Annotated in this window: 25 protein-coding genes; 15 read left to right on the forward strand and 10 right to left on the reverse strand. The window is 63.1% G+C overall.

The genetic code is table 11. The features are described 5' to 3' along the window. Positions 1-11 precede the first annotated feature (11 nt). On the forward strand, positions 12-989 hold the full coding sequence (gene secF / locus AC2A04_RS00720; RefSeq protein ID WP_484210400.1) for a protein translocase subunit SecF: 978 nt from the start codon (positions 12-14) through the stop codon (positions 987-989). 36 nt (positions 990-1025) lie between these two features. On the opposite strand, the gene AC2A04_RS00725 is transcribed toward secF, so the two are convergent. From AC2A04_RS00725 to AC2A04_RS00735, 3 genes are all read right to left on the reverse strand, one after another. After that, positions 1026-2210 carry a glycosyltransferase gene (locus AC2A04_RS00725; protein WP_484211660.1) on the reverse strand — a complete coding sequence of 395 codons (1185 nt, stop codon included), beginning with the start codon at positions 2208-2210 and terminating at the stop codon, positions 1026-1028. A 4-nt stretch (positions 2211-2214) separates the two neighbouring features. Further along, on the reverse strand, positions 2215-2787 hold the full coding sequence (locus AC2A04_RS00730; protein WP_484210401.1) for a helix-turn-helix domain-containing protein: 573 nt from the start codon (positions 2785-2787) through the stop codon (positions 2215-2217). Between the two features lie 120 nt (positions 2788-2907). Further along, positions 2908-4698 (reverse strand): ABC-F family ATP-binding cassette domain-containing protein, encoded by a 1791-nt coding sequence (locus tag AC2A04_RS00735; RefSeq protein ID WP_484210402.1) that lies wholly within the window; start codon positions 4696-4698, stop codon positions 2908-2910. 112 nt (positions 4699-4810) lie between these two features. On the opposite strand from AC2A04_RS00735, the gene AC2A04_RS00740 reads away from it, so the two are divergent. From AC2A04_RS00740 to AC2A04_RS00755, 4 genes are all read left to right on the forward strand, one after another. Next, positions 4811-5110, forward strand: a complete 300-nt coding sequence (locus tag AC2A04_RS00740) for a PepSY domain-containing protein (protein WP_484210403.1) — start codon at positions 4811-4813, stop codon at positions 5108-5110. A gap of 116 nt (positions 5111-5226) precedes the next feature. Then, the gene (locus AC2A04_RS00745; protein WP_484210404.1) at positions 5227-5904 is read left to right on the forward strand and encodes a response regulator transcription factor; all 678 of its coding nucleotides are present in this window, start codon (positions 5227-5229) and stop codon (positions 5902-5904) included. A gap of 90 nt (positions 5905-5994) precedes the next feature. Further along, positions 5995-7320 carry a sensor histidine kinase gene (locus tag AC2A04_RS00750; protein WP_484211661.1) on the forward strand — a complete coding sequence of 442 codons (1326 nt, stop codon included), beginning with the start codon at positions 5995-5997 and terminating at the stop codon, positions 7318-7320. 95 nt (positions 7321-7415) lie between these two features. After that, the gene (locus AC2A04_RS00755) at positions 7416-8150 is read left to right on the forward strand and encodes a hypothetical protein (protein ID WP_484210405.1); all 735 of its coding nucleotides are present in this window, start codon (positions 7416-7418) and stop codon (positions 8148-8150) included. Positions 8151-8162: 12 nt separating this feature from the next. Here the strand turns inward: AC2A04_RS00755 and AC2A04_RS00760 are convergent, their stop codons facing one another. The 4 genes from AC2A04_RS00760 to rph are packed head-to-tail and all read right to left on the reverse strand — an operon-like array spanning position 8163 to position 11556. After that, positions 8163-9056, reverse strand: coding sequence for a tyrosine recombinase XerC (locus AC2A04_RS00760; RefSeq protein WP_484210406.1), 894 nt, complete (start codon positions 9054-9056; stop codon positions 8163-8165). Next, positions 9053-10204: a radical SAM family heme chaperone HemW gene (hemW, locus tag AC2A04_RS00765; protein ID WP_484210407.1), complete on the reverse strand. Its 1152-nt coding sequence runs from the start codon at positions 10202-10204 to the stop codon at positions 9053-9055. The genes AC2A04_RS00760 and hemW overlap by 4 nt, the downstream gene beginning before the upstream one ends. A gap of 9 nt (positions 10205-10213) precedes the next feature. Further along, a complete protein-coding gene (gene rdgB / locus AC2A04_RS00770) occupies positions 10214-10843 on the reverse strand; it encodes an RdgB/HAM1 family non-canonical purine NTP pyrophosphatase (protein ID WP_484210408.1) in 630 nt (209 codons plus the stop codon). Continuing rightward, entirely contained in the window at positions 10843-11556 is a 714-nt protein-coding gene (rph, locus tag AC2A04_RS00775; protein ID WP_484210409.1) for a ribonuclease PH, read from the reverse strand. The genes rdgB and rph overlap by 1 nt, the downstream gene beginning before the upstream one ends. Before the next feature lie 78 nt (positions 11557-11634). Here rph and hrcA point away from each other — a divergent pair, with 78 nt between their 5' ends. The 4 genes from hrcA (at position 11635) to AC2A04_RS00795 (ending at position 14678) form a co-directional block, all read left to right on the forward strand. Then, positions 11635-12699: a heat-inducible transcriptional repressor HrcA gene (gene hrcA / locus AC2A04_RS00780; protein ID WP_484210410.1), complete on the forward strand. Its 1065-nt coding sequence runs from the start codon at positions 11635-11637 to the stop codon at positions 12697-12699. Beyond that, positions 12696-13256: a nucleotide exchange factor GrpE gene (gene grpE, locus AC2A04_RS00785; RefSeq protein ID WP_484210411.1), complete on the forward strand. Its 561-nt coding sequence runs from the start codon at positions 12696-12698 to the stop codon at positions 13254-13256. Before hrcA ends, grpE begins: the two co-directional genes overlap by 4 nt. A gap of 6 nt (positions 13257-13262) precedes the next feature. Then, a complete protein-coding gene (locus AC2A04_RS00790; protein ID WP_484210412.1) occupies positions 13263-14240 on the forward strand; it encodes a cobaltochelatase CobT-related protein in 978 nt (325 codons plus the stop codon). 177 nt (positions 14241-14417) lie between these two features. Beyond that, a complete protein-coding gene (locus tag AC2A04_RS00795) occupies positions 14418-14678 on the forward strand; it encodes a glycine zipper domain-containing protein (RefSeq protein ID WP_484210413.1) in 261 nt (86 codons plus the stop codon). Here AC2A04_RS00795 and AC2A04_RS00800 read toward each other — a convergent pair. Both AC2A04_RS00800 and AC2A04_RS00805 read right to left on the reverse strand, forming a co-directional pair. Further along, complete coding sequence (locus tag AC2A04_RS00800) at positions 14654-15175, reverse strand: vgr related protein (RefSeq protein WP_484210414.1); 522 nt, start codon at positions 15173-15175, stop codon at positions 14654-14656. The two genes, AC2A04_RS00795 and AC2A04_RS00800, sit on opposite strands and share 25 nt — an antisense overlap. Continuing rightward, entirely contained in the window at positions 15172-15714 is a 543-nt protein-coding gene (locus AC2A04_RS00805; protein ID WP_484210415.1) for a copper chaperone PCu(A)C, read from the reverse strand. Before AC2A04_RS00805 ends, AC2A04_RS00800 begins: the two co-directional genes overlap by 4 nt. A gap of 170 nt (positions 15715-15884) precedes the next feature. Between AC2A04_RS00805 and dnaK the strand changes: the two genes are divergently transcribed. Together dnaK and dnaJ are read left to right on the forward strand one after the other, a co-directional pair. Then, on the forward strand, positions 15885-17792 hold the full coding sequence (gene dnaK, locus AC2A04_RS00810) for a molecular chaperone DnaK (protein WP_484210416.1): 1908 nt from the start codon (positions 15885-15887) through the stop codon (positions 17790-17792). A gap of 72 nt (positions 17793-17864) precedes the next feature. Further along, a complete protein-coding gene (dnaJ, locus tag AC2A04_RS00815) occupies positions 17865-18980 on the forward strand; it encodes a molecular chaperone DnaJ (protein WP_484210417.1) in 1116 nt (371 codons plus the stop codon). On the opposite strand, the gene AC2A04_RS00820 is transcribed toward dnaJ, so the two are convergent. Further along, complete coding sequence (locus tag AC2A04_RS00820; RefSeq protein WP_484210418.1) at positions 18977-21289, reverse strand: patatin-like protein; 2313 nt, start codon at positions 21287-21289, stop codon at positions 18977-18979. The two genes, dnaJ and AC2A04_RS00820, sit on opposite strands and share 4 nt — an antisense overlap. A gap of 117 nt (positions 21290-21406) precedes the next feature. Between AC2A04_RS00820 and AC2A04_RS00825 the strand changes: the two genes are divergently transcribed. The 4 genes from AC2A04_RS00825 to prsR all read left to right on the forward strand — a co-directional run bounded on the left by AC2A04_RS00825 (position 21407) and on the right by prsR (position 26771). Beyond that, complete coding sequence (locus AC2A04_RS00825; protein ID WP_484210419.1) at positions 21407-21682, forward strand: hypothetical protein; 276 nt, start codon at positions 21407-21409, stop codon at positions 21680-21682. A 181-nt stretch (positions 21683-21863) separates the two neighbouring features. Continuing rightward, a complete protein-coding gene (locus tag AC2A04_RS00830; RefSeq protein WP_484210420.1) occupies positions 21864-23249 on the forward strand; it encodes a TIGR03013 family XrtA/PEP-CTERM system glycosyltransferase in 1386 nt (461 codons plus the stop codon). A 10-nt stretch (positions 23250-23259) separates the two neighbouring features. Next, positions 23260-25395 carry an XrtA/PEP-CTERM system histidine kinase PrsK gene (gene prsK, locus AC2A04_RS00835; protein ID WP_484210421.1) on the forward strand — a complete coding sequence of 712 codons (2136 nt, stop codon included), beginning with the start codon at positions 23260-23262 and terminating at the stop codon, positions 25393-25395. Next, positions 25395-26771 carry a PEP-CTERM-box response regulator transcription factor gene (prsR, locus tag AC2A04_RS00840; protein ID WP_484210422.1) on the forward strand — a complete coding sequence of 459 codons (1377 nt, stop codon included), beginning with the start codon at positions 25395-25397 and terminating at the stop codon, positions 26769-26771. Before prsK ends, prsR begins: the two co-directional genes overlap by 1 nt. Positions 26772-26794 lie beyond the last annotated feature (23 nt).

Below are 26794 nucleotides of genomic sequence, written 5' to 3' on the forward strand. Positions count from 1 at the left end.
AAAAGAGAGTCATGAAGCTCCTCAAGCTCGTTCCCGACGATACCAACATCCACTTTCTCAAGTGGCGCGTGCCGTTCTACATCGTCAGCATGATCCTGATCGCCGCCTCGTGGGGGCTGGTGCTGACCAAGGGCCTCAATCTCGGCGTCGATTTCATCGGCGGACAGATGATCCGCGTCACGTTCGAGCGCAGCCCAGAGGCCCCTGTGGTCGAATTGCGCGAACAGGTGGGCAAGCTCGGCTATGGCGAGCCGATCATCCAGCGCTACGGCAAGCCGAACGAGATATCGATCCGCATGAAGCTGCCCGAGGGCGCGGACCATGATGCCGCGCTGTCGGACAAGATGGCCCGAACGATCACCACCGACATCAGGAAGAACCACGCCGATGCGCGGATCGACGGCGTCGATTCGGTCTCGGGCAAGGTTTCGAAGGAGCTTGGCTGGGATGCGTTCAAGGCGCTGGGCTTTGCCGCTTTGGCGGTGGCTGCCTACATCTGGATCCGGTTCGAATGGCAGTTTGGCGTGGGCGCGCTGTTCGCTCTGTTCCACGACGTCTCTCTGACGCTGGGCCTGTTCGCGATCACGGGGATGGAGTTCGATCTCAACATCGTGGCGGCGCTGCTAACGCTGATCGGCTATTCGCTGAACGACACGATCGTGGTCTATGACCGTATCCGCGAGAACATGAAGAAGTTCCGCAAGATGCCGATGCCCGAACTGCTCGATCTATCGGTGAACGAGACGCTGGCGCGCACGATCGTGACCTCGCTGTCGGTTCTCATCACGCTGGTAGCGTTGCTGCTGCTGGGCCCGGATGTGATCTTCGGCTTCACCGCCGCTATTACGCTCGGCATTTTCGTCGGCACTTACAGTTCGATCTACATGGCCGCGCCGATCCTGATCTGGCTCAAGGTCAATCCGAACAGCTTCGTGCCGACCGAGACGGCGCTGGAGAAGCAGGAGCGGCTGGCGCGCGAAGGCGCGTAACCGCCAAAAGACTTGCGAATGCAGCGGCGGCGAGGCTCAGCGCTTCGTCGCCGCTTTTTCGTATATGCTGGAAAGGGCTGCCGCGTTCGCTTCCCAGCTGAACCGTTCGGCGTTCTCCGCAACCGCTTCCTGGCTGGGCGGATCGGCGAGGAGGTCGGCCACGGCTGCGGCGATCGCCTCGGGTGTGCGCGCGGCGATCCGCCCCGCACTGTCGTTTCGTACGACTTCGCGTGCGCCCCCAACGTCGGGGATCACGACCGGCGTACCGCAGGCGATCGCCTCGATCCAGGCGTTGGCCAGACCCTCGCGTTCGGACGGCAGAACCATGACGTCGGCGGCGCAGAGCAGGTGGGGGAGAAGGTCGTGCTCAACCGCGCCCAGAAACTGCACCCGCTCCTTGAGGCCAAGTTGCGTGACGAGAGTCTTGAGCGCGGATTCGTCAGCCCCTGTTCCGGCAATGGCGAGGCGCACGTTCTGTGGCAGCAGGGGCAGGGCGCGAATGGCGAGTGCCTGCCCCTTGATCGGCAACAACGCGCCGACGCAAAGCAGCAGGGGGCCCGTCGACCAGACCTGCAGCGCGGGGACCGCCGAAACAAGCTGCCGCGCTGCTGTCCGTTCGAGCGGCTGGAAGCGTTCGCGGTCAAGGCCGGTATAGTGCACCGTGATGCGATCTTCAGGCATTCCCATCGCAATCATGTCATGTGACAGGGCGCAGGATACCGAAAGCAGCGCCTGCGCGCCCTTTGCAGCCTCGATCATCTGTCGGCGCGCAAACTGGTTTTCGCCCCAAAGATGAATGTCGGACCCGCGTGCCTTGATTGCGTAGGGAAGCCCAAGTTCGCTGGCGACCTTTGCGGCGGCCGGTCCGTCGGGATGGAAAAACTGCGCGTCGACCATGTCGAAGGCTGCTTCGGCATGGAGGCGCCGGGCCAATGGCAGAATGGCGCGTTCGATAAGCCACGGGTTGATAGGGCCGGATATCGCGGGGATCAGCGCAAAGCGTGGGCGATAGACCGTGACCGTGCCCTGATGTTCGACCTCCGGAATACGCCGCAAGGGTTCGTAGCGCTTGAGCGGCAGTGGTGGCAGGCCGATCGGGTTGATCACCGTCACGTCCCAGTCTCCCCGGGCTGCGAGTGCTTCCATCTGGCGCGCGACGAACCGCCCGAAACCCGTGCGACCGGGTGCGGGGTAGAGCGTCGAAATCGTCAGCAGGCGCAACACGTCAGAGTTTTCGCACCAGCATTTCGGCAAGACCGAGCCAGGCGGGGCGGTCAATGATAACTTGGCGTTGGCCCGAGCCAGGCGGGAGCAGGGCAATGCGCCCGTCGCGCTGGTCGATCAGGCGACCGAAGGCAAAGCGCCCGCCGGGGCGTGGGGAAAGCACGTCACGGTTGAATGCCCGTGCAAAATCGTCCGGGTCGATCTGCCGCAGCCAGACCTGGTCACCGGCCCGGTATTCGCCAGCGCTGACATCGACCGCCAAGGCCATCAGCCGGGCCGAACCGTCGAGCGTGACCGGGAGAATCGCGTCCATCGGCTTGGCCAGCGCTTCTGCGCCGCTGGCCCCGATTCGGGCGACCAGACGCGCAGGGGACTCCTCGTCTGCCTTGACGAGCAGCTGCGGATCGACGCCGAGCGCCGCGCCGATCCGGTTCATCCATGCCAGCGAAAGGCTGCGCATGCCGGTCTCGAGACGGCCGATGGTTTGCGCGGTCGTCGGTGGCGTGCAGCGCGCCGCAACATCGGCAAGCGTCATGCCCTTCTGGCGGCGAATGTCGCGGATTCTGTTGATCATGTGCGGCCCATTAACCGGAACGGTGTTTTTGCTTTCCTACAAAGCAGCAACATAGGCAAGCGCTTTGCTTGCACCTGAAACGTTCTTTTGCCCACCCGGTCCACGTAAATGTGCGACGTCTCAGCCCTCGACCAATTCCGCCAGTTCCAGCCAGCGCTCCTCCGCAGCATCCTTTTCTGCCCGCACTTTCGCGAGGGCCGCCATCAGCGCGTCGAACTTTCTGGGATCGCGTGCGTAGAGATCGGGGTCGGCCAGTTGCGCCTCGCCGCGCGCGATTGCCGCATCCAGTTCCTCGATCCGCGAGGGCAGCAGGTCGTAATCGCGCTGGTCCTTGTAGGAGAGCTTGCCCTTCTTTGGCGGTGGAGGGGCTGGCGTCGGAGCCGCAGCCTTTCTGGGTGCAGCCTTGCCAGATCCGGGGGCGTTGCGCTGTTTGCGCATTTTTTCCCAATCGGCATAACCGCCCGCGACGATGTCGACCCGGCCCGATCCATCCATCCCCAGCGTGATCGTGACGGTGCGATCAAGGAAATCGCGGTCGTGACTGACGATCAGCACGGTCCCGTCATAATCCGAGATCACCTCCTGCAAGAGGTCCAGCGTCTCGAGATCGAGATCGTTGGTTGGCTCGTCGAGCACCAGAAGGTTAGAAAACCGTGCGAATTCGCGAGCGAGCAGAAGGCGCGAACGTTCCCCGCCCGAAAGCGTGCCAACTCGCGCTTCGACTAGGCCCGGATCGAACAGGAAGTCCTTGAGATAGCCTTGAATGTGCTTGCGCACCCCGCGCACATCGATCCAGTCGCTGCCGTCGGCCAGAACGTCGCGCACGCGTTTCTCCGGTGCCATCAGGCTGCGCTGTTGGTCGATCATCACGCCTTGCAGCGTCTTGGCGAGCGTGACCGTGCCGCTGTCGGGCGCGAGTTCGCCGGTCAGGAGCTTGAGCAGCGTCGTCTTGCCCGCGCCGTTCGAACCGACCACGCCGATGCGGTCCTTGCGCGTGATGCGCAGCGTGAAGTCCTTGACGATGGCGCGTTCGCCGAAGCTCTTGTTGACGTGATCAGCGACGATCACCGCCTTGCTCTTGGCATCGTCACTTGCAATCGCGAGCTTGGCCGTGCCCTGCGGCGTCAACATCGCAGCGCGCTGCGCCCGCATCTCCCAAAGCTTCTCGAGCCGTCCCTGGTTGCGCTTGCGCCGCGCGGTAACGCCGCGTTCGAGCCAGTGTGCCTCGATTTTCAGCTTGGCATCGAGCTTGTCGGCCGCGCGCGCCTCTTCCGCGTAGACCTGCTCCATCCATGCTTCGTATCCGCCAAACCCGATGTCCTTTCGGCGAAGGCTGCCGCGATCAAGCCAGAGCGTGGCTTTGGTCAGCCGGTCGAGGAACGTGCGGTCGTGGCTAATGACCACGAACGCCCCCTTGAAGCGCTGCAGCCAGTCCTCGAGCCAGTCGATGGCTGCAAGGTCGAGGTGGTTGGTCGGTTCATCGAGCAGGAGCAGGTCCGGATCGGAAGCGAGCGCACGCGCCAGTGCCGCGCGTCGGCGCTCGCCACCGCTGGCGCTGTCGGCCTTGCGCGAAAGATCGATGCCAAGCTGGCCGGCAATCGCTTCGACCTCGTGGCGCGGCGGAGCATCCTTGCCGGAGAGGGCAAAGTCCATCAGCGTATCGTAGCCGGTGAAGAAAGGGTCTTGTTCGAGCGTGACGATCCGCGTGCCCGGCTGGATCGAGCGGGTGCCCTTGTCGGCATCGACCTGACCGCCGATCAGCTTGAGCAACGTCGTCTTGCCCGCGCCATTGCGCCCGATCAGCGCAAGCCGGTCCCGCGGGCCGATGTGAATGTCGAGGTCGCTGAAAAGCCAGCCATTGCCCTGGATCAGGCCAAGGCCTTCCCAGCTGAGGATCGGTGCTGCTGCCATGGGCTCCGCGCTTAGCGGGGGTGTAGCTTGTGTGCAACGCCGCAGGCTTAACGATCACATCCCTTCGCATTCACCGCTTGTTCAATGCCTTGGCCTTATGCATGCCGACATCATGAAACTGACCGTTCCCCTGATTGCCACAGTGCTTGCCAGCATGGTTCCTGTTGCCGCCCAGGCGCAGCAGCGCCCAGACGAGCAGAACGAGGTCCGTCGCGACTTGCGTTCCGGCGCGGTGCGGTCGCTGCGCGACATCGAGCGGCGCGTGCTGCCGACAAAGCCGGGAATGCAGTACCTCGGACCGGAGTACGATCCCTCGGCGATGGTCTATCGCCTCAAGTTCATCCGCGACGGACGCGTAACATTCGTCGACGTCGATGCGAAGACCGGGCAGATCATGGGTGAGTCCCGCTGAGACTTCACCTCTGAACCGAAGCTTTCGTGCCGGTTCCTTGACCGTTCATGTTTGTCGCCCCATCTACATGAACAAGTTTCGGCGCGATCGTCGCGTCCAGCAGGGGACAGAATTCCATGCGCATCCTGATCGTCGAGGATGAACCCACTCTCGGCAAGCAGCTGAAGTCCACGCTCGAGCACACGGGCTATGCGGTCGATCTTTCGACCGATGGCGAGGACGGGCACTTCATGGGATCGACCGAGGAATACGACGCGGTCGTCCTCGACCTCGGCCTGCCCGAGATCGACGGGCTCACCGTGCTGGGCATGTGGCGCAAGGAAGGACGCAAGTTTCCGGTCCTTGTGCTGACTGCGCGTGATTCGTGGTCGGACAAGGTGGCGGGCCTCGATGCCGGCGCCGACGATTACCTTGCAAAGCCCTTTCAGACCGAGGAACTGATCGCCCGCCTGCGCGCGCTGATCCGCCGCGCCTCTGGCAATTCGTCGTCCGAACTCACCGCCGGTGGCGTGCGCCTCGACACGCGCTCTGGCCGCGTCACCCTTGATGGCGAGCCGGTGAAACTGACCGCGCAGGAGTACAAACTCCTGTCCTACCTGCTGCATCACAAGGGCAAGGTCGTCAGCCGCACCGAACTGATCGAACATATCTACGATCAGGATTTCGACCGCGATTCGAACACGATCGAAGTGTTCGTCACGCGCATCCGCAAGAAGCTCGGGCCCGACGTCATCACCACGATCCGTGGGCTCGGTTACAGCCTTGACGATCCGGCTGGCCCCGGCCGGGGGTAACACGTGGCCGAAAGCAGGCCTGAACGCGTAGCTCCGTCCCAGCGCGCCGTCGATGTGCCGGCACCGCACACCGGCTCGCTGGCGCGGCGCATGCTGCTCATTGCGTCTGCCTGGATCACGATCCTGCTGGTGGGCGGTGGGCTGGCGCTCGACCAGACGCTGACCGGTCTCGTCACGCGCAATTTCGACGAGCAGCTCGGCTACATGCTGACGGCGATGGTTGCGTCGGCCGAGATCGGGCCCGACGGCGAGGTGTTCTTCAACCGCCCCTTGGGCGACCAGCGCTTTCTCGAACCCAATAGCGGCCTTTACTGGCAGATCTCAGGGCAGGGGCATGAGGATTTCCCTTCGCGCTCGCTATGGGATCGCTCGCTCCGTACGAACGCCGACCAGAACAATGTCGATCCCCTTATCGAGGACAGCGACCAGTTCGATGGTGAGCCGCTGCGCATCATCAAGCGTTCGGTGATCCTGCCCGGGACCAACACGCTTTGGGAATTCCAGGTCGCGGCCAGTCGCGGCGAACTCAATTCCCAGATCCGCCGCATCCGGTCGATCCTGATCTGGTCGTTCCTAGTTCTTGGCCTGGGCCTGTTTGTCATGGCCGGCTTGCAGACATATTACGGACTGGGTCCTTTGCGCCGCGTGCGCAAGGCGATTGCCCGCATGCGCGAGGGTGGTGCCAGCCGCGTGACCGATCCGCTCCCGCTCGAAGTCCAGCCGATGGTGCAGGAGCTCAACGCGCTGCTCGAACATTCCGAGCGGCAGGCCGAGGAGGCGCGGACGCACGCAGGCAATCTGGCCCACGCACTCAAGACGCCGCTGACCGTGGTGATGAATGCGGCGACCGCGAAGGCGCCTGACCTTTCGGATACCGTGATCCGCGAGGCGGCGGTGATGCGCCGGCAGGTCGACCATCATCTGGCGCGAGCTAGAGCAGTTGGCCGCCGCGCGGTGGGCCTCTCACGCTCGCAGGTCTGGGAAAGCGCCGAGGCGGTGGAGCGCGCCGTGACGCGCCTCTACCCGCAAGTGAGACTGGACATGGACGGCAACCGCGCCGCCGAAGTTTCGATCGAACGGCAGGACCTTGACGAAATCCTCGGCAACCTGATCGAGAACGCGGCGAAGTATGGCGGCGGTTCGGTGTTCATCACCATCGATGCGGCACCGGCCGACCCGAAGTTCTGCGAAATCTGGGTCGAAGATGACGGGATGGGCATTCCGGAAGACGCGCGCGAGCGCATCTTCGACCGTGGCGCGCGGCTCGATACCGGAAAGCCAGGAACCGGCCTCGGCCTTGCCATCGTGCGCGACGTTGCCGAGATTTACGGAGGCAATGTGGAACTGCGCGAGAGCGAGGACCTCGGCGGTTTGCTTTCAGTGCTCAGGCTGCCTCGCGCCATTACCGGCACCTGACGGCGGCATCGTCAGCCCCTCTTGCCAAGCCTGTAACATTGCCCGATCCAGTTCCGGGGGACGGTACATCTGTGCCGCAGGAGAGGACGGGGAACATGAAATCAGGATTGGTTTTCGCGATGGCAGCACTTTGCCTTGGCCAGACGACTGGCGCCATGGCACAGGACCAGACGGCAGCAACGACAGTGGCGCCTGCATCTGACGCTCAGACATGCGAACTGCACGTATTTCCGACCGAGAACTACATCGGTTTCAACAGCGGTCTGCTGAGTGGCTTTGGCATCGTCGGTGCGGTGGCGGATCAGGCAACCCACAAGGACAAGGTCGCAACTGTCAAAAGCCTGATGAAGGATTATCTCGGTCCCGAGATCCAGCTCGCCGAACTTGAGAAGATCAACTACCGCACACGGCTGGGCGTTCAGGACTGGAAAGTGATCGTCGAGCCGCCGACGCCGGCGAACGAGGCGGTCAAGGCCGATCCGGCGCTCAAGGCGAAGATCAAGGCGCTCAATGCCGATCTCAAGGCGGGCAGGCGCATTACCTCGTCGACCGCGCCCTGCTACGCCGAGTTCATCCTGTCCAGCGTGTTCTACTTCAAGGCGATGATGTACGGCAGCAACCTGCTCGTCGGCACGCAGTTCCGCGACTTCAGCAAGGGCGGGGCGCCAATCAGTTCCGTCGGCGCGGTAAAGAACCCGTTGGAGGTCTTCCCGCCAAAGAGTGCGGAGATGGTCGAACCAGCCAAGGCCGAATTGCGCGAGGCCTTCACCAAGGACTTCATCGAATGGGCTGACAAGAAGCTCAAGGACGACCGGGCGGCGCGCAAGTAGGATGGTGCAGGCTCAGGCCCTCGGATGGGCGTTGCGGTAGACGTCGAGCAGGGTGGCCGCATCGACCTTGGTGTAGATCTGCGTCGATGACAGACTCGCGTGGCCGAGCAGTTCCTGCAAGGAGCGCAGGTCGGCCCCTGCGCCTAGCAGGTGCGTGGCGAAGGAGTGGCGCAAGGCGTGGGGCGTCGCCGTGGCGGGGAGGCCCAGCACCGTTCTCGCACGCGCCACGGCGCGCTGAACCATGCCCTGCGAAAGCGGACCGCCCTTGGCGCCGCGGAACAGAGGCTGATCCTTGGAAAGTGGCCAAGGGCACTGGCGCACGTAGTCGTCCACGCCGACACGGACGATCGGCAGGAGCGGGACAACGCGCTGGCGGCCACCCTTGCCGGTGATGGTAATCGTCTCGCCAAGAGGCAGCATGTCAGCGGGCAGGGCGAGGGCTTCGGCAATGCGCATTCCTGCGCCGTAGAGCATCAGCAAGACTGCGCGATCCCGCGCCGCAATCCACGGTTCCGAAGCGTCGTCGGCCACGGTTTCGGCAAGGTTGACGGCTTCGTCGGGCGTGATCGGGCGTGGCAGGCCCTTCTTGACACGTGGGCCGCGCAAGCGCGGACGGCTGGGCTCATCATCCCCCGCTTGCTCGCGCGCGAAAGCGATGAAGGTCTTCAGAGCCGAGAGCTCGCGCGCGGCGGAGACATTCCCGAGGCCGTCGGCTCGGCGCTCTGCCAGATGGCTCCGCAAGATTGCCGCATCAAGCCGCGCGATCGACTGCCAGTCCTGCCCCGAAGGAAGCGCGTGGAGCAGCCGGGCTGCGGTGGCCGCATAGGCGCGGACGGTGTGCGGCGAACGACGCCGCGAAAGCGCGAGATAATCGTGCCAGGCTTCGAGGATATCTGCCGCCGTCATGCGCCGACGAGTGTGTCGGGGACAAGCTCTGCCAGCAAGGCTTCGAGCAGTGGCGCGCCCTGCTCGGTCACCTTCAGCCGCCCATCCGTGTCGTGCAGATGGCCGATCCGGGTAAGGAATGCGCGCTTGGCCGGATGGATCAGTTCGTCTTCGGCGAATCCAAAGCGGCTGGCCAGCGCGGCTGGTTCGATTCCTTCGGTAAGGCGCAGGCCCATCAGCACGGCCTCCATCGCCTGATCCGCTGGAGCAAGGGAGCGTTCCTCAGATATTCCGTGGCGCTGTTCGCCGACGGCGCGAAGGTAGTTCTCCGGCTTGCGGTGGCGAACCGTCGCCTGGCCCAGCCTGCGCCCATGCGCGCCGGGCCCGATGCCGACGTAGTCCTGATAGCGCCAGTAAGTGAGGTTGTGGCGGCTTTCCTCGCCGATGCGCGCGTGATTGCTCGTCTCGTAGGCCGGGAGGCCGGCCGCGGCGGTCACTTCCCGCGTCAGCGTGAACAGGTCCGCGGCGGCATCTTCGTCGAGCGGAGTGAAGCGGCCTTCGCGAACCAGCGTGGCGAAACGCGTGCCGGGTTCGATGGTCAGCTGATAAAGCGAAAGATGGCCGGTTCCGAAATCTAAAGCGCGCTTGAGTTCGGCTTGCCATTGCCCCGGCTTCTGACCAGGACGGGCATAGATCAGATCGAAACTGACGCGGTTGAACAGCCCTTGCGCAAGTTCCAGCGCCGCAAGACTTTCCGTGACGTCATGCAATCGGCCCAGAAATTTCAGCGTGTTATCGTCCAGTGCCTGGAGCCCCAGCGACACGCGATTGATCCCAGCCGAGGCGAGCGCTGCAAAATTGGCGGCTTCGACCGAACTGGGATTGGCCTCCAGCGTGATCTCGATTCCGGGCGCGAAGCCCCAAAGGCGCTCGGCTTCACGCAGCAGGGCTTCGACCAGCGCGGGCGGCATCAGGGAAGGCGTCCCGCCGCCGAAGAAGATAGAAGAGAGCGGGCGTCCGGAGGTCAACGTCGCTTCATGGCGCATGTCAGCCAGCAAAGCCGCTTCCCACGCGGCGATGTCGGTCCGCTCACGGACATGGCTGTTGAAGTCGCAATAGGGGCACTTTGCGAGGCAGAACGGCCAGTGGATGTAGAGGGCGAGTGCCATTGGCCCGCCTTAGGCCGAAAACTGCTCCGCGACCAGCTTGGCGAAGGCATCGGCGCGGTGGCTGATCGCGTGCTTTTCGGCCGGATCGAGTTCGGCGAACGTGCGGATATCGCCCACGGGCACGAACACCGGATCGTAGCCGAAGCCGAGCTTGCCGCGCGGCGGCCATGTCAGCGTGCCTGGGGCGCGCCCTTCGTAGGCGACGTATTCGCCGTCCGGCCAGGCTATGGCGAGGACGCAGGCGAAGTGGCAGCCGCGCGGGGCATCGGGTCCGAGTTCGGCGAGTTTGCCTTCGACCTTGCCCATTGCCATGTACCAGTCGCGACGCGGCCCACCTTCGAACACGGCGGCTTCGGCCCAGTCGGCGGTGTAGACGCCGGGTGCACCGCCAAGGGCGTCGACACAGAGGCCTGAATCATCGGCGAGCGACGGAAGCTGTGACGCCTGCGCTGCCGCTCGCGCCTTGATCAGCGCGTTTTCGACAAATGTGGTGCCCGTCTCGGCCGGCTCAGGCAGGCCCAGCGCGCCCGCTGACAGGCATTCCATGCCATAGGGGGCGAGCAGAGCCTGAATTTCCCTGAGCTTGCCCGCGTTGTGCGTGGCGATGACAAGCTTTCCGGGTCCAAGACGGGCAGGCATCAGCGAACCGCCTTTTCCTGTGCGGCGAAGATCTGGTCGCAGCCCATGCGCGCAAGGCGCAGGAGGCGGAGCAGCGCTTCCTCGTCATAGGTCGCGCCTTCGGCGGTGGCCTGAACCTCGGCAATGTGGCCGCCTTCGATCAGCACGAAGTTGGCATCGGCGTCGGCCGACGAATCTTCGATGTAGTCAAGGTCGAGGACCGGCGCGCCGTTGTGAATGCCGCACGAGATCGCTGCAACCTTGCGGGTCAGCGGGTCTTCCTTGATCGCGCCGCTGGCGAGCAGGCCCTGCACGGCGAGGCGCAGCGCGATCCACGCGCCCGAAATCGAGGCGGTGCGCGTGCCGCCATCAGCCTGGATCACATCGCAATCGAGCGTGATCTGGCGTTCGCCAAGCTTCTTGAGGTCGGTCACCGCGCGCAGGGAGCGGCCGATCAGGCGCTGGATTTCCTGGGTGCGGCCCGATTGCTTGCCCTTGGCTGCCTCACGGCTGCCACGGGTATGCGTGGCGCGGGGGAGCATCGAGTATTCAGCCGTGACCCAGCCTTCGCCCTTGCCGCGCATGAAAGGCGGCACGCGCTCTTCGACAGAGGCGGTGACGAGAACCTTGGTATCGCCAAAGCCGATCAGCACCGAGCCTTCGGCATGCTTGGTAAAGGCGGTTTCAACGGTGATGGCGCGCATTTCATCTGGCGCGCGTCCTGACGGTCGCATGTATTTTCCCTCGCAAGTTTGCATGGCCTCTGGCGCATTGGCCTTGAGCCTGCAAGAGCGGTGAATAGATTGCATATGATGACAGGCCCCACGCTCCCCGACCTGACCGACCGCGCCCGCGAGATTTTCCGTCTTGTGGTCGAGGGCTATATTGCCAGCGGTCATCCGGTTGGGTCGAAAGCCCTGGCCGGGACCGGTTCGGTCAATCTCTCGCCCGCGTCGATCCGTTCGGTGTTGCAGGAACTGCAGGATGCCGGCCTTCTGGCAGCGCCGCACACCAGCGCGGGCCGGATGCCCACCGATGTTGGCTTGCGCCTGTTCGTCGACGGAATCATGCAAGTGGCCGAGCCATCGGTGGCCGAGCGCGCACAGATCGAGCGCGGGCTGGTCAGCGGCGGCACGATCGAGACCGCCATTGCGGCTGCCAGCTCGGCCCTGTCCGCGCTGTCGGCAGGTGCCGCGGTCGTGATGGTCCCGCGCCGCGAACCGCGTCTGACACAGATTTCCTTCGTACCGCTTTCGCCTGTTCGCGCGCTTGCCGTGTTGGTTGGCGAAGATGGCGGAATCGAGAACCGGGTCATCGACTTGCCCGAACCTGTCGCGACATCTTCGCTGGAGCAGGCGGGCAATTACCTGACCAGCCGCTTATCTGGACGGACACTGGCAGATGCCGTTGCGGCTGTGCGCTCGGAGATCGCGGGCGGCCGTTCGGCACTCGATTCCGCCAGCGCCGACCTGGTGCAGCGCGGCCTTGCGGTGTGGAGCCTCGATGCGGCGGCGCGGCCCGTGCTGGTCGTGCGGGGACAAGCCAATCTGCTCGACGATGCGGCGCTGAACGACATCGAGCGCGTGCGCCAGCTGCTGGACGAACTGGAGAGCGCTGAGTCCATCGCGACAGTGCTCGATGCCGCGCGGCAGGCGCAGGCGACGCGCATTTTCATCGGCAGCGAGAACCGGCTGTTCTCGCTCTCCGGTTCGTCGGTCATTGCATCGCCATGGCGCGATGGTGACGGGCGCGTGGTCGGCGTGGTCGGGGTTATCGGGCCGACTCGGTTGAATTATGCGCGCGTCGTCCCCATGGTGGACTTCACTGCCCAGACACTGGGCAAATTCATCGGACAAGACGGGTTTACAAGAAAATGAGCGATAACGAGACGCGCCCCACGGACGCAGAAGTCGAAGCGGAACTGAAGGGTGTGCCTGAAGACATGATCGAACAGCCTGCCAAGGATGACGAACTGGCGAGGCTGCGCGAAGATCTCGAGGCCGCAAAGCAGGACGTGCTTTATGCCAAGGCCGAGACGCAGAACGTGCGCCGCCGCATGGAGAAGGACGTCGCCGACGCCCGCGCCTATGCCGCGACCGGCTTTGCCCGCGACATTCTTTCGGTGGCCGACAATCTCGCCCGCGCGCTCGAGACCATCCCTGCCGATCTTCGCGACGACGACAAGTTCAAGAACCTCGTCGCCGGGCTCGAAGCCACGGGCCGCGAGATCGAGAAGGTCTTTGCAGGGCACGGCATCGTGCGCATCGCCGCGGTGGGCCTGCCGCTCGACCCGCATCAGCATCAGGCCATGATCGAAATGCCATCAGCCGATGCCGAACCGGGCACGGTCATTTCGGAACTGCAGGCCGGCTACATGATCAAGGACCGCCTGCTGCGGCCCGCGATGGTTGCGGTGGCGAAGAAGCCGGATTGATTTGCCTTGAGCGGCGGCGAAAGCTTCGATCCGATACTGAGGTTTGGTGACTTTCTCGGTCCGCTCCTGACAATTTTGCTTATCGGTTGGTTCATCGTTGCGGGGGTGAAATCTCGTCAGCGCCGTACTCGGCCGGATGCCGTACCCGATCGTCCGGACATGCCATATCGGGTGTTTACGAAAGAATTCGACGAGGTTGTGCGCGCTCGTGATCTTGGCCGAGTTCTATCCGCTTTGGGTAGCTCCAACCCACGAGGAATCAAGGTTCCAATCTGGTCCGATCGGGTCGAGCTAGCAGAATCAGTTTGGGCAGAAGCCGAGGCTCTTCGCGGCGAATGTCACTTTCATCATGTCGTCGAAGACTGCGCTGCGATTGTCATTCTGATAGATCAATCTGGGTCGAATAAAGACAGAATGCCTCTGATCGCCGGTGCAGTGGGCTATGTATCCGGTGTTTTGGAGAAACTCGGATTTCCGCTTGCGGTGTTGGGTTTCACAACTGCTGGTTGGAAGGGCGGTGCTGCGTTCCAGGCGTGGAAAGGTACCGCGCAAAAGCCGTACCCCGGTCGACTCTGTGCCTTGCGGCATATCGTTTACAAGGATTTTGACGATGCATCACTGGAACGCGAAGACTGGATAACGATGTGCCATCCCGGGGCTTTACATGAAAATGTTGATGGCGAAGCGTTGGAGTGGGCGGCCGCACAGCTGCGGTCTAGATCAGTTCATAGGAAGTTGCTTATCCATATCTCGGATGGCGTGCCGATGGATGATGCAACAGCTGCGTATAATGGCCTTAATTATCTGGACAGGCATTACCGCGAGCTGATTGTGCGATTTAATTCTGAGGGCATCGTAAAACTCGTCAATATTATGGTCGTTGATACCGAGGCAGAAGCTCAAGCTGGACCAAGTCGAGCGACGCCGAATCGGTTGCCAGATGCGATTTTCGAGGTGGCAGGGGTTAAGCAAACCAAGTCTTAAGTCTCCTCTGCTGACTAGAGATTCCAGAGAGATATCGCCAGCGCGTCGGACGCGGCAAAACTGGCCAACATCGAAGCTTCGGCGCAACAATGCACGACGGTTCATGGGCGGTTCGTCGCATTCGGCGGAACCGGCTGTCGATCGGCGCGTCCTCTCCGAAACCAATGGAGACAGATCATGCGCAGATTGATGATTGCAACGCTGATGCTTGGTTCGGCTGCCAGCCTTGGCGGCTGCGCTCGCAATTACACGGGTGAGGGAGCGGCGCTCGGAGCCGCTGCCGGTGCGGGCGTTGCTGCCGCAACGGGCGGAGACATTGCAACCGGCGCTGCCATTGGCGGCGCTGTCGGTGCAGCAGGTGGATCGCAAATCCGCAAGGACGGCGACCGCTGCTACAGCCGTGACCGCAACGGTTACGAGTACGAAGTGCGCTGCTGACGCTTTCCGGTTCCGAACGGAACCAGCGCATCGAGCTTTTCGAAAGGCGGGGCCTCCGGCGACGGTTGGCCCCGCTTTGCCATGAACCAGTGACGCACGATTTCGGCCTGCTGCTCGATGCCGTAACGGGTGAACGGCAGACCCTCGCGGTAGGTGTAGCCATAGCGGCAGAACGGGTGCCGCATCAGCGGAAGCCACCAGCGACCATGGACCTGCGCCTGCCAGACATGCACCATTTCGTGAACGAACAGCCCCTGCTGCGCGGCTGAGGCGCAGGAAAAATCTTCGGCATAATGCGGGCTTGCCGGCGCAAAGTGCAGGTGTCCCATCGGTGCCATCACCGTCCCTGTCGGCTGGAACGGAAACCAGCGACGGCGGCGGATGCGCACGATATCGGTGTCGATGGCGTCACCGAACACTTCGCGCGCCAGTGCATGCTCGCCAGGCGTCAGGCAGCGCTCGCGACCGGGCGGGCAGCGCCCGCCTTCGTGGCTCACATCTTGCCCATGTCGTGGTCCGTGCCGGACATGTCATGATCGCCCGACGCACCGCCGATCGCTTCGATCGTGGCCGGAACACTCGCCTTGTCGCCGTTGTCGAGGGTGATCGTGATCTCGGTCGTACCGCCGACCTTGATCGTGTCGGCAATGTCGAACAGCATGACATGCATGCCGCCGGGCTTGAATTCGACCGTCTTGCCTGGCTCGATGCCCACGTCCTTCACCGGGTTCATCGACGACACGCCATTTTTCGTCACGGTTTCGTGCATTTCGGCACGCTCTGCCCCTTCGACATGGACGCCCGCGATGCGGCGGGGTGCACCGCTGCCTTGCGAGACCGTGAAATAGGCGGCACCGGGCGATCCGGCCATGACCGGCAGGCGTACCACCGCACCGGACAGCGTAATGCCCGGAGCGCTCTCGGGCGTCGCATCCGCTGTTTCCGTCGCTGTCGCCGAGGGCTCGGCCGTGTTTTGCCCGCAACCGGCAAGCGCAAGCGCCACCATCGAAAGCCCGGCGAACATAGCCTTGCGCATAATCAACGACTCCTCGTGCAAATTCGCTGCACGAGGTAAGCGCGCGAAGGCCTTGTGCCAAGCGGAACCGCACCTATATCGCCGTCAATCGAGCCGCATTCGGCGGTCTGCCCGGCAGGGGGACTTGCTTCACCTTTGCGGTGTCTTGAATGGAAGGAATTGGGGAAACCATGGCTAAAGTTATCGGTATCGACCTCGGCACGACCAACAGCTGCGTTGCTGTGATGGACGGGGGCACGCCCAAGGTCATCGAAAATTCGGAAGGTGCGCGCACCACGCCGTCGATCGTCGCGTTCACCAAGGATGGTGAGCGTCTGATCGGCCAGCCGGCCAAGCGTCAGGCTGTTACCAACCCGGACAACACCATTTTTGCGGTGAAGCGCCTGATCGGCCGCCGCTTCGACGATCCGATGACCCAGAAGGACACGGAGCTGGTTCCCTATTCCATCACGAAGGGGAAGAACGGCGACGCCTGGGTCAAGGCTGGCGGACAGGACTACAGCCCTTCGCAGATCTCGGCTTTCACGCTGCAGAAGATGAAGGAAACCGCCGAGGCCTATCTCGGCGAGACCGTCACGCAGGCCGTCATCACGGTTCCGGCATACTTCAACGACGCGCAACGTCAGGCGACCAAGGACGCCGGGCAGATTGCCGGGCTTGAAGTGCTGCGTATCATCAACGAGCCGACTGCTGCTGCGCTGGCCTATGGCCTCGACAAGCAGGATGGCAAGACGATCGCGGTCTATGACCTTGGCGGCGGCACCTTCGATATTTCCGTGCTGGAAATCGGCGACGGCGTGTTCGAAGTGAAGTCGACCAACGGCGACACCTTCCTTGGTGGCGAAGACTTCGACACAGTTGTGGTCGAGTACCTGGCCGACAAGTTCAAGGCCAAGGAAAACATGGACCTGCGCGGCGACAAGCTTGCCCTGCAGCGCCTGAAGGAAGCGGCTGAAAAGGCGAAGATCGAACTGTCTTCGGCCCAGACGACCGAGATCAACCTGCCGTTCATCACGGCCCGCATGGAAGGTGGCTCGACCACCCCGCTCCATCTGGTCGAGACGATCACGCGCGCCGATCTCGAGAAGCTGGTCGCAGGCCTGATCCAGCGCACGCTCGATCCATGCAAGAAGGCTCTGGCCGATGCCGGCCTGACCGCCAAGGACATCGACGATGTGGTGCTTGTGGGCGGCATGACCCGCATGCCCAAGGTCCGCGAAGTGGTGAAGGACTTCTTCGGCAAGGAACCGCATACGGGTGTCAATCCTGACGAAGTCGTGGCCATGGGTGCAGCCATTCAGGCCGGCGTGCTTCAGGGCGACGTCAAGGATGTCCTGCTGCTCGACGTTACTCCGCTTTCGCTGGGCATCGAGACGCTGGGCGGCATCATGACGCGCATGATCGATCGCAACACCACGATCCCGACCAAGAAGAGCCAGGTCTATTCGACTGCCGAAGACAATCAGCAGGCCGTTACGATCCGGGTCTTCCAGGGCGAGCGCGAAATGGCGCAGGACAACAAGATGCTGGGCCAGTTCGATCTGGTCGGCATTCCGCCTGCCCGTCGCGGCGTTCCGCAGATCGAGGTGACGTTCGACATCGACGCCAACGGCATCGTCAACGTCTCGGCCAAGGACAAGGGTACCGGCAAGGAGCAGCAGATCCGCATCCAGGCCTCGGGCGGACTTTCCGACGCGGACATCGACCAGATGGTTCGCGATGCCGAGAAGTTTGCCGACGAGGACAAGAAGCGCCGTGCCGAGGCCGAGGCGAAGAACAACGCCGAAAGCCTGATCCACGCGACCGAACGCCAGCTTGAAGAGAACGGCGACAAGATCGACGCCGGGCTCAAGGCCGAAATCGAAGCGGCGATTGCCGAGGCGAAGTCGGCTGTAGAGGGTGGTGATGTCGAAGCGATGAACGCCAAGGCACAGGCCCTCACAGAAAAGGCCATGAAGATGGGTCAGGCGATCTACGAGAAGGAGCAGGCAGCTGCTGCTTCTCCGGGCGCCGAAGCGCCGAAGGCCGACGACGACGTGGTCGACGCCGAGTTTTCGGAAGTCGACGACAACAAGTGATGTTGCGATGAACCAGACCCGCCGCTCGCGCCGAGGCGCTGGCGGCGGGTCGTTATTTGTCAGGGAAACGCAATGTCGACCGAGATCGACTACTACGAACTGCTCGAAGTCGAGCGCACCGCGGATGACAAGGTCCTCAAGTCGGCCTTCCGCAAGCTCGCGATGAAGCATCACCCGGACAAGAATCCGGGCTGCACCGAATCCGAAGCGAAGTTCAAGCAGATCAACGAGGCCTATGCCTGCCTCTCCGATCCGCAGAAGCGGGCGGCCTACGATCGCTATGGCCACGCTGCATTCCAGCAGGGCGGCCCTGGTGGCGGTTTCGGCGGTGGTGGTGACTTCGGCGACATCGGCGATATCTTCGAGACGATCTTCGGCGGCGCATTCGGTGGCGGTGGACGCCAGCAGGCACGGCGCGGTGCGGACTTGCGCTACGATATGGAAGTCAGCCTCGAAGACGCGTTTCACGGCAAGGAGGCCGAGATCGCGGTTGAGGTTTCGCAGACCTGCGATCCCTGCGGTGGCTCGGGCGCAACGCCCGGGACTTCGGCGCGGCGTTGCAACTTGTGCAAGGGGCACGGCAAGGTCCGCGCGCAGCAGGGCTTCTTCATGGTCGAGCGTCCGTGCCCGACCTGCCATGGTCGGGGCGAAGTCATCGAATCCCCGTGCAAGCATTGTCGCGGTGAAGGCCGTGTCGATGCCGAGCAGCGTCTGCAGGTGAATATTCCGGCGGGCGTGGACAATGGCACCCGCATCCGCCTTGCAGGCAAGGGCGAGGCCGGCCCATTCGGCGCGCCAGCTGGCGACCTTTACATTTTCCTGCATATCGAGCGGCACAATGTATTCGAACGCGAGGGCACGACGCTGCTCACGCGCTGCCCGATCAGCTTCACCACGGCGGCACTTGGCGGCGAGATCGAAATTCCGGGCCTTGATGGCAGGGTGCACGAGATCGAGATTCCAGCCGGAATCCAGTCGGGCAAGCAGCTCCGCAAGCGCGGTGCCGGAATGCCGGTGCTTCAGGGTCGCGGCATTGGCGATCTGGTTATCGAGATTCACGTCGAAACCCCGACCAAGCTGTCAGCGCGCCAGAAGGAAATCCTGCGGGAATTCCAGGGCACGGAAACCGGCGAGGAATGCCCTCAGTCCAAGGGCTTCTTCGAACGCATCAAGGATGCATTTCTCTAGTCTGGAAATGACGCGAGAACCTCGGCCCTGATCCCTGAGATCAGGCCGGGTTCCGCGATCAGTTTGCCGTCTTCTTCCTCGAGGATCGCGAGGAACGCATCGCGCTTGAAGTCGCGAATGACGTCCGGCGACAGAGGGGCGTCTAGCGTCGAGGTGATCAGGTCGATCATTCGTTCGGCTCCGTGCAGTCGGCCCCAAAGGTAGTCGTTCTCGCGGTAGGCGCGGCTGAAGAATGCGCCGAAGTTGAAGAACTCGACGCCGCGCAGGCAAGCGAAAGTTCCTCCCTTGCGGATCGATGTCGCGTCGTCGGGCGATATGCGATCGACCTTGACCGGATCGAACTCGTTCATGCCTTCGCCCTGCAGCAGCGGGAGCGTAGCTATGTCGTAAAAGGGGAAGCCGAGATAGGCGTGGAGGAAGCGCCGTCGCAGCGGCTTCTCCATCGTCTCCAGCGCCGCAACCAGAACCGCATCGACCTGCAGATCGAGCCCCACGAGATCACGCCGCGTTGCAATGGCGGACAGCACCGCTCCGGGATCGACGGTTGCGAGTGCTGCCGTCTCGGCAAAACCCGGTCCCAGACCGTCGACCGTCTCGCGGCCCTGATACAGCGCCTGAGCGCGATAGACCGCGTCGCGCGCCGCATCGCGTGCCTGCGGAGCGATGTCGTCACCTGCCTCCCATTCGTGGGTCAGGCGTCGCGCCAGAAGTTTGAGGCGCCGGATGCGGTATGCGATGTCATGCGTGCGAAAGAACGTGATCGCCTGCTCGGTCGCTCCGCCGCGCAGCGCCGAAAGCCGATCGAGACCGTTTGCGGCAAGATGCGCCCAGAGCGCATTTTCCACCTTGTCGCGCGGCGCTGACTGCGGTGCAGCCTCGCAGACCAGATCGGCCAGTTCCGAGACGATTCCTGCGAGCTTGGTCTGCGCGTAGCCATGGAAGGCAAAGCCAGACTTCTCGGCGGCCGCCTGCTGCGCTTTGTTTCGCCAACCGGTCAATCGCCGCGCATTGGGCCGGTCGAAGAACAGGGTGTGCCCGAAAAGGCTTTCCACCGCCTCCTCGATCTCCGGGCGGAGGGCCTCGACAATCGTCCGCAGCCGCGATCGCTGGCGTGACTGGCGCTCCAGAGCCTCGAGATTGTCGCGGATCGGCTGCTCGCGCGGGATCGACGAAAGCGATCCGAAAATGGCCGAGAAGAACCCGACTGTGCGACCGCCTTTGGGTGCGATCCGCATGTGATCCGGGCTGGGGTCGATGTAGACGAAGCGTCTGTCGACCTCGCGCCGCGCTGGACGATCGCGCAGCACGCCGATGGCCTGTGCGAACGGGCGATTGACGAGCACGGCGCCGTCGACCAGCGCCACGCTCGCCAGGTCACCGTTCTTCCAGTGGCTTGGCATGATTTTCTGGAAAAAGCGGTCGCGACCGGGCCAGGCCGTTCCCCGTTCCTTGACCAGTCCGTCGATCTCCTCGACCAGCAGCGGCGGAAAAGCGCCGGGAAAGCTTGCCGTCGATCGTGCTGCGAGAACAAGCTCGGGCAGGGGAGCCATCTCGCGCACGCCGTCGCCACCGGTGCTCCGCCGAAACGTGATCGAGAGGCGGTGCTCGCTTTCCACGACCTTGGGCGGGCTGTTCAGCCGCAATTCCTCAAGATGCCCGTTGAAATCCGTCGCGGTCACCAGCAGGTCGATTGGATGGCCTTCGGGCAGCAGCGGAGCGCCCTCGGGAGTGGCAGCCATGGCGTCGAGCGCGTCGGCAATCATCCGCGAAAAGCCTATGCCGCTGAACGGAGGCGCAAACCAGCGCGCACGGATCAGGCGCGAAACCTTGCGCCGCACTTCGGAGCGGGTTCCCGGAGCAACCGTGCTGCTGACGACGTTTCCGGGGCGCTTGAGGATGAACCAGACGAGCGGCTGGGCCCAGAATTTGGCAAAGCGGCTCCAGGGCTTGGCGTCGGGATCGAGCAGCACGTCGATGTCGGCCCGCTCGAGCCACATCGCGGTAAGCGGTTCGAGACTTTGCCCGGTGGCGACCGCCTGCGCGAGGAAGACACCGTTGATTCCGCCTGCGCTCGCGCCGGAGATTATGTCGGGCAGCAGGCGCAGCCGCAAATCACGCGAAAGAGCGATTTCCTCGAACAGACGGAGGTAGACGCCCTCGACGCCGCCGACATTCTCGCCATCGGGGCAGTGGAACGCGCGGCTGGCGCGCGTGGCGTGCCACAGTTCCTTGGTCACGCCGTGCATGTACACCGCGAGGCTAATGCCGCCATAGCAGACGAGCGCCGTGCGCAATTCTTTCTGCCGCATGGGCACAGCATGGCACGCCCGCGATTTCACTGCCAGCGCAATTGGATCGAAGCCATCGGGGAACGCGTTCGTTCCGGTGCAGTTTTCCAGTCATATCAATTTCATCAGGAATTCATCATGACCGAGGAACGCATCGTCGAAGTCAATCAGCCCGACGGCACGACGCATACCCACACGACCGTTTACCAGGATCGGCCCGCCAGCCGCGGTGGGAGCGGTTGGTTGATCGGGCTGGTCCTTGTCATCGCTTTGCTGGTCGGCGGATACTTCCTGTTGCAGATGCAGGACAGCCGTTCGGCGCGCGACAGTGCCATCGCTGATGCGGCTGACGATGTCGGCACGGCAGCAAAGCAGATCGGTGACGCGGCCAAGGATGCAACTGACGGCAAGTGATCTTGTAAAAGGTGCCGACACAAGAAATTGCGTCGGCACCATATCTGTATGAAATAACGCAAAAACATTTGGATTTCGCGCAGGGACTGCGTTGTCAGGGTAACCGACGCTTTACTCTTTGTGCCTAAGGCTTGGCACAAGGGACCACCACGGTCCGATTGGGGTGACAAGCGCCAGGCCGATGATCCGTTTGTTCAAACACTATATCCCGCACTCGGTGCTGTTGCTGGGGTTGCTGGATTTCATTCTGCTCCTCGGCGCGGGCGAGGTGGGCTGGCAATTGCGCGCCCACCAGATCGGCATCGATCCTGGCCTCTTCCCGATGCGCACGACACCGCTCCTCCTGTTCGCAGGTCTGGTGCAAACGGCGATGATCGCGGTGGGGGTCTACGGATCGGACGCGCTGCGATCCATGCGCTACGCGACGGCACGCCTGCTCGTCGCCATCAGCCTTGGCATTATCGCGCTCTCGGTCGTCTACTTCGTGCTCCCGGGCAAGACGCTGTGGCGCTCAAACCTGCTCTACGCGATGTTTCTGGCGATGGGTGCGCTCGTGCTCATCCGACTCCTGCTGGGCGGGCTGCTCGGCACGGCTGCATTCCGTCGCCGCGTTCTCGTGCTGGGTGCAGGCGCGCGTGCCGAACGCTTGCGCAAGCTTGGTGACAAGCCGGAGGCAGGCTTTGCCATCGTGGGCTATGTCGGCATGAGCAGCGCTGCCCCGGTCGTCATCGAGGCGATCCATCGCGACGCGATCAACAACCTCACGCGCTATGTCGAGAATCTCGGCGTCAGCGAAGTCGTGCTGGCACTCGAGGAGCGGCGCAACGCGCTGCCGCTCAAGGACCTTCTGAGGATCAAGACCACCGGTGTCCACGTCAACGACTTCTCGACCTTCGTCGAGCGCGAGACCGGACGCGTCGATCTTGATACGGTAAACCCCAGTTGGCTGATCTTTTCAGATGGCTTCTCATCAGGCCGCGCGCTGTCGAGCGCTGCCAAGCGCATTTTCGACATCGTCGCGAGCCTTCTGCTGCTTACGCTGACCCTGCCCGTGATTATTGTCTTTGCGATTCTGGTGAAGATCGACAGCAAGGGGCCGGCGTTTTTCCGCCAGACTCGCGTCGGGCTGTACGGCCAGCCGTTCGATGTCATCAAGCTGCGCTCGATGGGGGTCGACGCCGAAGCCAACGGCGCACAATTTGCCCAACAGAACGATCCACGCGTCACGCGGGTGGGGCGCATCATTCGCAAGCTCCGCATTGACGAATTGCCGCAGACCTGGACCGTCCTCAAGGGCGAGATGAGCTTCGTCGGCCCGCGTCCGGAGCGCCCGGAATTTGTCGCCGACCTCGAAGACAAGCTGCCCTATTATGCCGAGCGCCATATGGTGAAGCCGGGCATCACCGGCTGGGCGCAGATAAACTATCCGTACGGCGCATCGATCGAGGATTCGCGGCACAAGCTCGAATACGATCTCTACTACGCCAAGAACTACACCCCCTTCCTCGATCTCCTGATCCTCCTCCAGACCTTGCGCGTCGTGCTCTGGCACGAAGGCGCACGCTGAGGAGATCGCGGTGCTCAGCCCCTTTACCTGGTCAGGCTTCGGGCAGTGGATGTTTCTGGCATCCGCGTTTGCCTTCATGATCCTGTTCGGCTGGCGCTGGGACAGGCGCAGGCGCGAAGGCGGAAAGTCGGGAAGGGCGGAACTCGCTGCCTTCTCGCTGACGGCGGCATGGTCGCTGATCGTTGCAGGAACGGGGCATGTCACGCTGGTCGGCGAAGTGTTCGAGACCTTCCGGAGTCTCGCGTGGCTGGGACTGACTTTCGTCCTGTTCTCGCGGGACGGTCGACACGCGAGCGTTGCGCCGATCCGGCCCGTAATGGCTGCGGTGGTCTTTGTGGAATCGCTTCAGCCCCTGCTGCTCATGCTGCAGTACCGCTACGGCTATTACCCCGCCGCGCAGGCGATGATCTTCCAGATCTCGGTCATGTTCCGACTGTTGGTGGCGACGGGCGCACTTGTGCTCGTCCACAATCTCTATGCCGGTGCCATGGCGCAGCAACGCATGGCGCTGCGCTGGACCTGCAGTGCACTGGCGCTGATCTGGGGATACGATCTCAATCTCTACACCATAGCCTATCTGGCACAGGCCATTCCGGTCGAGCTGGCAGCCCTTCGCGGCCTTGCTCAGATCGGCGTTGCCGCGCTGCTGGTTATCGGTGCGGTCAGGGGTCGGTCAGCCCTGCGCTTCTCGCCCTCGCGCGCGGTGGCGTTCCAGTCGCTGTCGCTGCTGGTGATCGGCGGATACATGATTCTCATGGTGGGCGCGGCTCAATCGCTTGCGTGGCTTGGCGGCAACTCGAGTCAGCTTGCCCAACTCGGCTTCATTTTCGTCAGCAGCGTGCTGATCGTGGTCATCCTGCCGTCGGGTCGCGTGCGCGGCTGGCTCAAGGTCATGCTGGCCAAGCACTTCTTCCAGCATCGTTATGACTATCGCGCCGAATGGCTGCGCTTTACGCGCACCATCGGTCGCGCAGGTGCCCATGCTCCGCCCTTGCACGAGCGCGTCGTCCAGGCAGTGGCGGATATCACCGACAGCCCTTCCGGCCTGTTGTTGGTGCCTTCCGAAAGCGGTGAGCTGGTGCTTGCCTCCCGCTGGCAGTGGCCGACGGCGGACGTGCCCGCCGCAGCGGTTTCTGCCACTGAAGCTACTTTTTTCGAGAAACGTGGCTTCATCGTCGATCTCGACGAAGTTCGCGCGGGCATCGACTATCAGGGCGAGGGACATTCGGTTCCCGCGTGGCTGATCGAAGAGCACTCGGCCTGGGCTCTCGTTCCCCTGCTGCATTTCGACCGCATTGTCGGACTGGTGGTGCTGGGACGCCCCATCGTCGCACGCAAGCTTGACTGGGAAGACTTCGACCTGCTTCGGGTCGTGGGCATGCAGCTTGCGAGCTATCTGGCCGAGCACGCGGGGCAGTCAGCCCTGCTCGAGGCGAGCCGCTTCGACGAGTTCAATCGCCGGATCGCTTTCGTGATGCACGACATCAAGAATCTTGCCAGCCAGCTCAGCCTGCTTTCGCGCAATGCCGAAAAGCATGCCGAAAATCCGGCGTTCCGCGCCGACATGCTGATCACGCTGCGCAACTCCGCCGACAAGCTCAATGGACTGATCGCGCGCCTTTCGCGCTACGGCGCGAACGGCAATGAGCGCATCGAGGATATCGACGCCAGCGAAGTCGTACGCCAGATCGCGGCGCGATATAATGCGCCGGGCCTGCCGCAGGTCCATGTCACGCAGGACGCCCCGTGCCGCGTGCTTGCCAATCGCGAAGCGCTTGAACAGGTGGTGCTGCATCTTGTCCAGAATGCCATCGACGCCAGCCCGGAAGGTATGGCGGTGTTTCTGCAAGCGAACGCCGACGGGCTCTACGGCACTATCGAGGTCATCGACACCGGCTGCGGGATGAGCGCCGAGTTCATCCGCAATCGCCTGTTCCGGCCGTTCGTTTCGACCAAGCAGGGAGGCTTCGGCATCGGCGCCTATGAAGCGCGTGAACTTGTCAAGACCATGCGTGGACGGCTTGAGGTGGAGAGCCGCGAAGGACTGGGCAGCCGGTTCACCGTGCGCCTGCCGCTGGCAGCCGCCCAACCATTGATCGATTCCATCGACGGGACCGCAAAGGGCCCGGACAAGAGGGTAGCATGATGAGTGAAGCCAAGCCCGGACAGCGCCCGTCGCTGTTGATCGTCGAGGACGACCCCGGCCTCCAGGCACAGCTGAAGTGGGCGTACGAGGATTTCGACGTGTTCATCGCGGGCGACCGTAGCAGCGCGCTTGCCCTGTTGCGTTCGGAAGAGCCTGCCGTCGTCACGCTTGATCTCGGCCTGCCACCAGACCCTGACGGCACCACCGAGGGCTTTGCCGTGCTTGATGAAATCATGGCGCTCCGCCCGCAGACCAAGGTGATCGTCGCCTCGGGCCATGGCGCGCGCGAAAGTGCGCTCATGGCGATCGAGAAGGGCGCCTACGATTTCTACCAGAAGCCGGTCGATATCGACGCGCTCGGCCTGATCGTCCGTCGCGCGCTGCACCTGTCGCGAATCGAGAGCGAGAACCGCACACTCGCCACCCGTGCGACCTCTGACAACAAGGTGCTTGGGCGGATGATCACCGCCGCGCCCGAGATGGTCAAGGTTGCCCGCACGATCGAACGCGTCGCCAACACCAGCGTATCGGTCATGCTGCTCGGGGCGAGCGGCACCGGCAAGGAATTGCTCGCGCGCGGACTTCACGATGCATCCATCCGCTCGGCCGGGTCGTTTGTTGCGATCAATTGCGCGGCGATTCCGGAAAACCTTCTCGAAAGCGAGCTTTTCGGGCACGAGAAAGGCGCATTCACGGGTGCGGTGAAGACCACCGAGGGCAAGATCGAACAAGCCAGCGGCGGCACGCTGTTCCTCGACGAAGTTGGCGACATTCCGCTGCAGCTTCAGGTGAAGCTGTTGCGCTTCCTGCAGGAACGCACGATCGAGCGCATCGGCGGGCGTCGTTCGATCGAGGTCGATACGCGCATTGTCTGCGCGACCCATCAGAACCTCGAGGCGATGATCGCGGAGGGACGCTTCCGCGAGGACCTTTACTATCGCCTAGCCGAAATCGTCGTGCGCATTCCCAGCCTTGCCGAACGGCCCGGCGATGCGACCCTGCTTGCCAAGACATTTCTCATACGGTTCGCCAAGGAAATGAATCCGCAGGTAAAGGGCCTTGCTCCCGATGCCCTTGCCGCGATCGACGGCTGGCCGTGGCCCGGCAATGTGCGCGAACTCGAGAACCGCGTGAAGCGCGCGGTGATCATGGCTGATGGCAAGCTCGTTACAGCGGCCGACCTCGACCTGCCGGGAGCAAGCGAGGACGAAGCCTCTCCGCTTAATCTGAAGTCTGCGCGAGAAGCCACCGACCGCAAGGTCATCCGTCATGCACTGGCTCGCAGCGAAGGCAACATCTCCAGCACCGCCCGCCTGCTCGGAATCAGCAGACCGACCCTGTATGACCTGCTCAAGCAGTACGATCTCCAGAACTAAGCGTCTCGGAACCGCCTTGGGGC

It is taken from the genome of Novosphingobium sp. HNCC26DJ243 (assembly GCF_057180545.1).

Excerpts from the sequence above, each read along its gene's own strand:
- AC2A04_RS00760 (WP_484210406.1), bottom strand. The coding sequence starts at position 9,056 with ATGACGGCGGCAGATATCCTCGAAGCCTGGCACGATTATCTCGCGCTT.
- prsR (WP_484210422.1), top strand. The coding sequence starts at position 25,395 with ATGAGTGAAGCCAAGCCCGGACAGCGCCCGTCGCTGTTGATCGTCGAG.
- secF (WP_484210400.1), top strand. The coding sequence starts at position 12 with ATGAAGCTCCTCAAGCTCGTTCCCGACGATACCAACATCCACTTTCTC.
- AC2A04_RS00750 (WP_484211661.1), top strand. The coding sequence starts at position 5,995 with ATGCTGCTCATTGCGTCTGCCTGGATCACGATCCTGCTGGTGGGCGGT.
- hrcA (WP_484210410.1), top strand. The coding sequence starts at position 11,635 with ATGACAGGCCCCACGCTCCCCGACCTGACCGACCGCGCCCGCGAGATT.
- AC2A04_RS00830 (WP_484210420.1), top strand. The coding sequence starts at position 21,864 with ATGATCCGTTTGTTCAAACACTATATCCCGCACTCGGTGCTGTTGCTG.
- AC2A04_RS00745 (WP_484210404.1), top strand. The coding sequence starts at position 5,227 with ATGCGCATCCTGATCGTCGAGGATGAACCCACTCTCGGCAAGCAGCTG.
- rph (WP_484210409.1), bottom strand. The coding sequence starts at position 11,556 with ATGCGACCGTCAGGACGCGCGCCAGATGAAATGCGCGCCATCACCGTT.
- hemW (WP_484210407.1), bottom strand. The coding sequence starts at position 10,204 with ATGGCACTCGCCCTCTACATCCACTGGCCGTTCTGCCTCGCAAAGTGC.
- AC2A04_RS00755 (WP_484210405.1), top strand. The coding sequence starts at position 7,416 with ATGAAATCAGGATTGGTTTTCGCGATGGCAGCACTTTGCCTTGGCCAG.
- AC2A04_RS00825 (WP_484210419.1), top strand. The coding sequence starts at position 21,407 with ATGACCGAGGAACGCATCGTCGAAGTCAATCAGCCCGACGGCACGACG.
- dnaJ (WP_484210417.1), top strand. The coding sequence starts at position 17,865 with ATGTCGACCGAGATCGACTACTACGAACTGCTCGAAGTCGAGCGCACC.
- AC2A04_RS00820 (WP_484210418.1), bottom strand. The coding sequence starts at position 21,289 with ATGCGGCAGAAAGAATTGCGCACGGCGCTCGTCTGCTATGGCGGCATT.
- AC2A04_RS00740 (WP_484210403.1), top strand. The coding sequence starts at position 4,811 with ATGAAACTGACCGTTCCCCTGATTGCCACAGTGCTTGCCAGCATGGTT.
- rdgB (WP_484210408.1), bottom strand. The coding sequence starts at position 10,843 with ATGCCTGCCCGTCTTGGACCCGGAAAGCTTGTCATCGCCACGCACAAC.
- dnaK (WP_484210416.1), top strand. The coding sequence starts at position 15,885 with ATGGCTAAAGTTATCGGTATCGACCTCGGCACGACCAACAGCTGCGTT.
- AC2A04_RS00795 (WP_484210413.1), top strand. The coding sequence starts at position 14,418 with ATGCGCAGATTGATGATTGCAACGCTGATGCTTGGTTCGGCTGCCAGC.
- AC2A04_RS00805 (WP_484210415.1), bottom strand. The coding sequence starts at position 15,714 with ATGCGCAAGGCTATGTTCGCCGGGCTTTCGATGGTGGCGCTTGCGCTT.
- AC2A04_RS00730 (WP_484210401.1), bottom strand. The coding sequence starts at position 2,787 with ATGATCAACAGAATCCGCGACATTCGCCGCCAGAAGGGCATGACGCTT.
- AC2A04_RS00735 (WP_484210402.1), bottom strand. The coding sequence starts at position 4,698 with ATGGCAGCAGCACCGATCCTCAGCTGGGAAGGCCTTGGCCTGATCCAG.
- grpE (WP_484210411.1), top strand. The coding sequence starts at position 12,696 with ATGAGCGATAACGAGACGCGCCCCACGGACGCAGAAGTCGAAGCGGAA.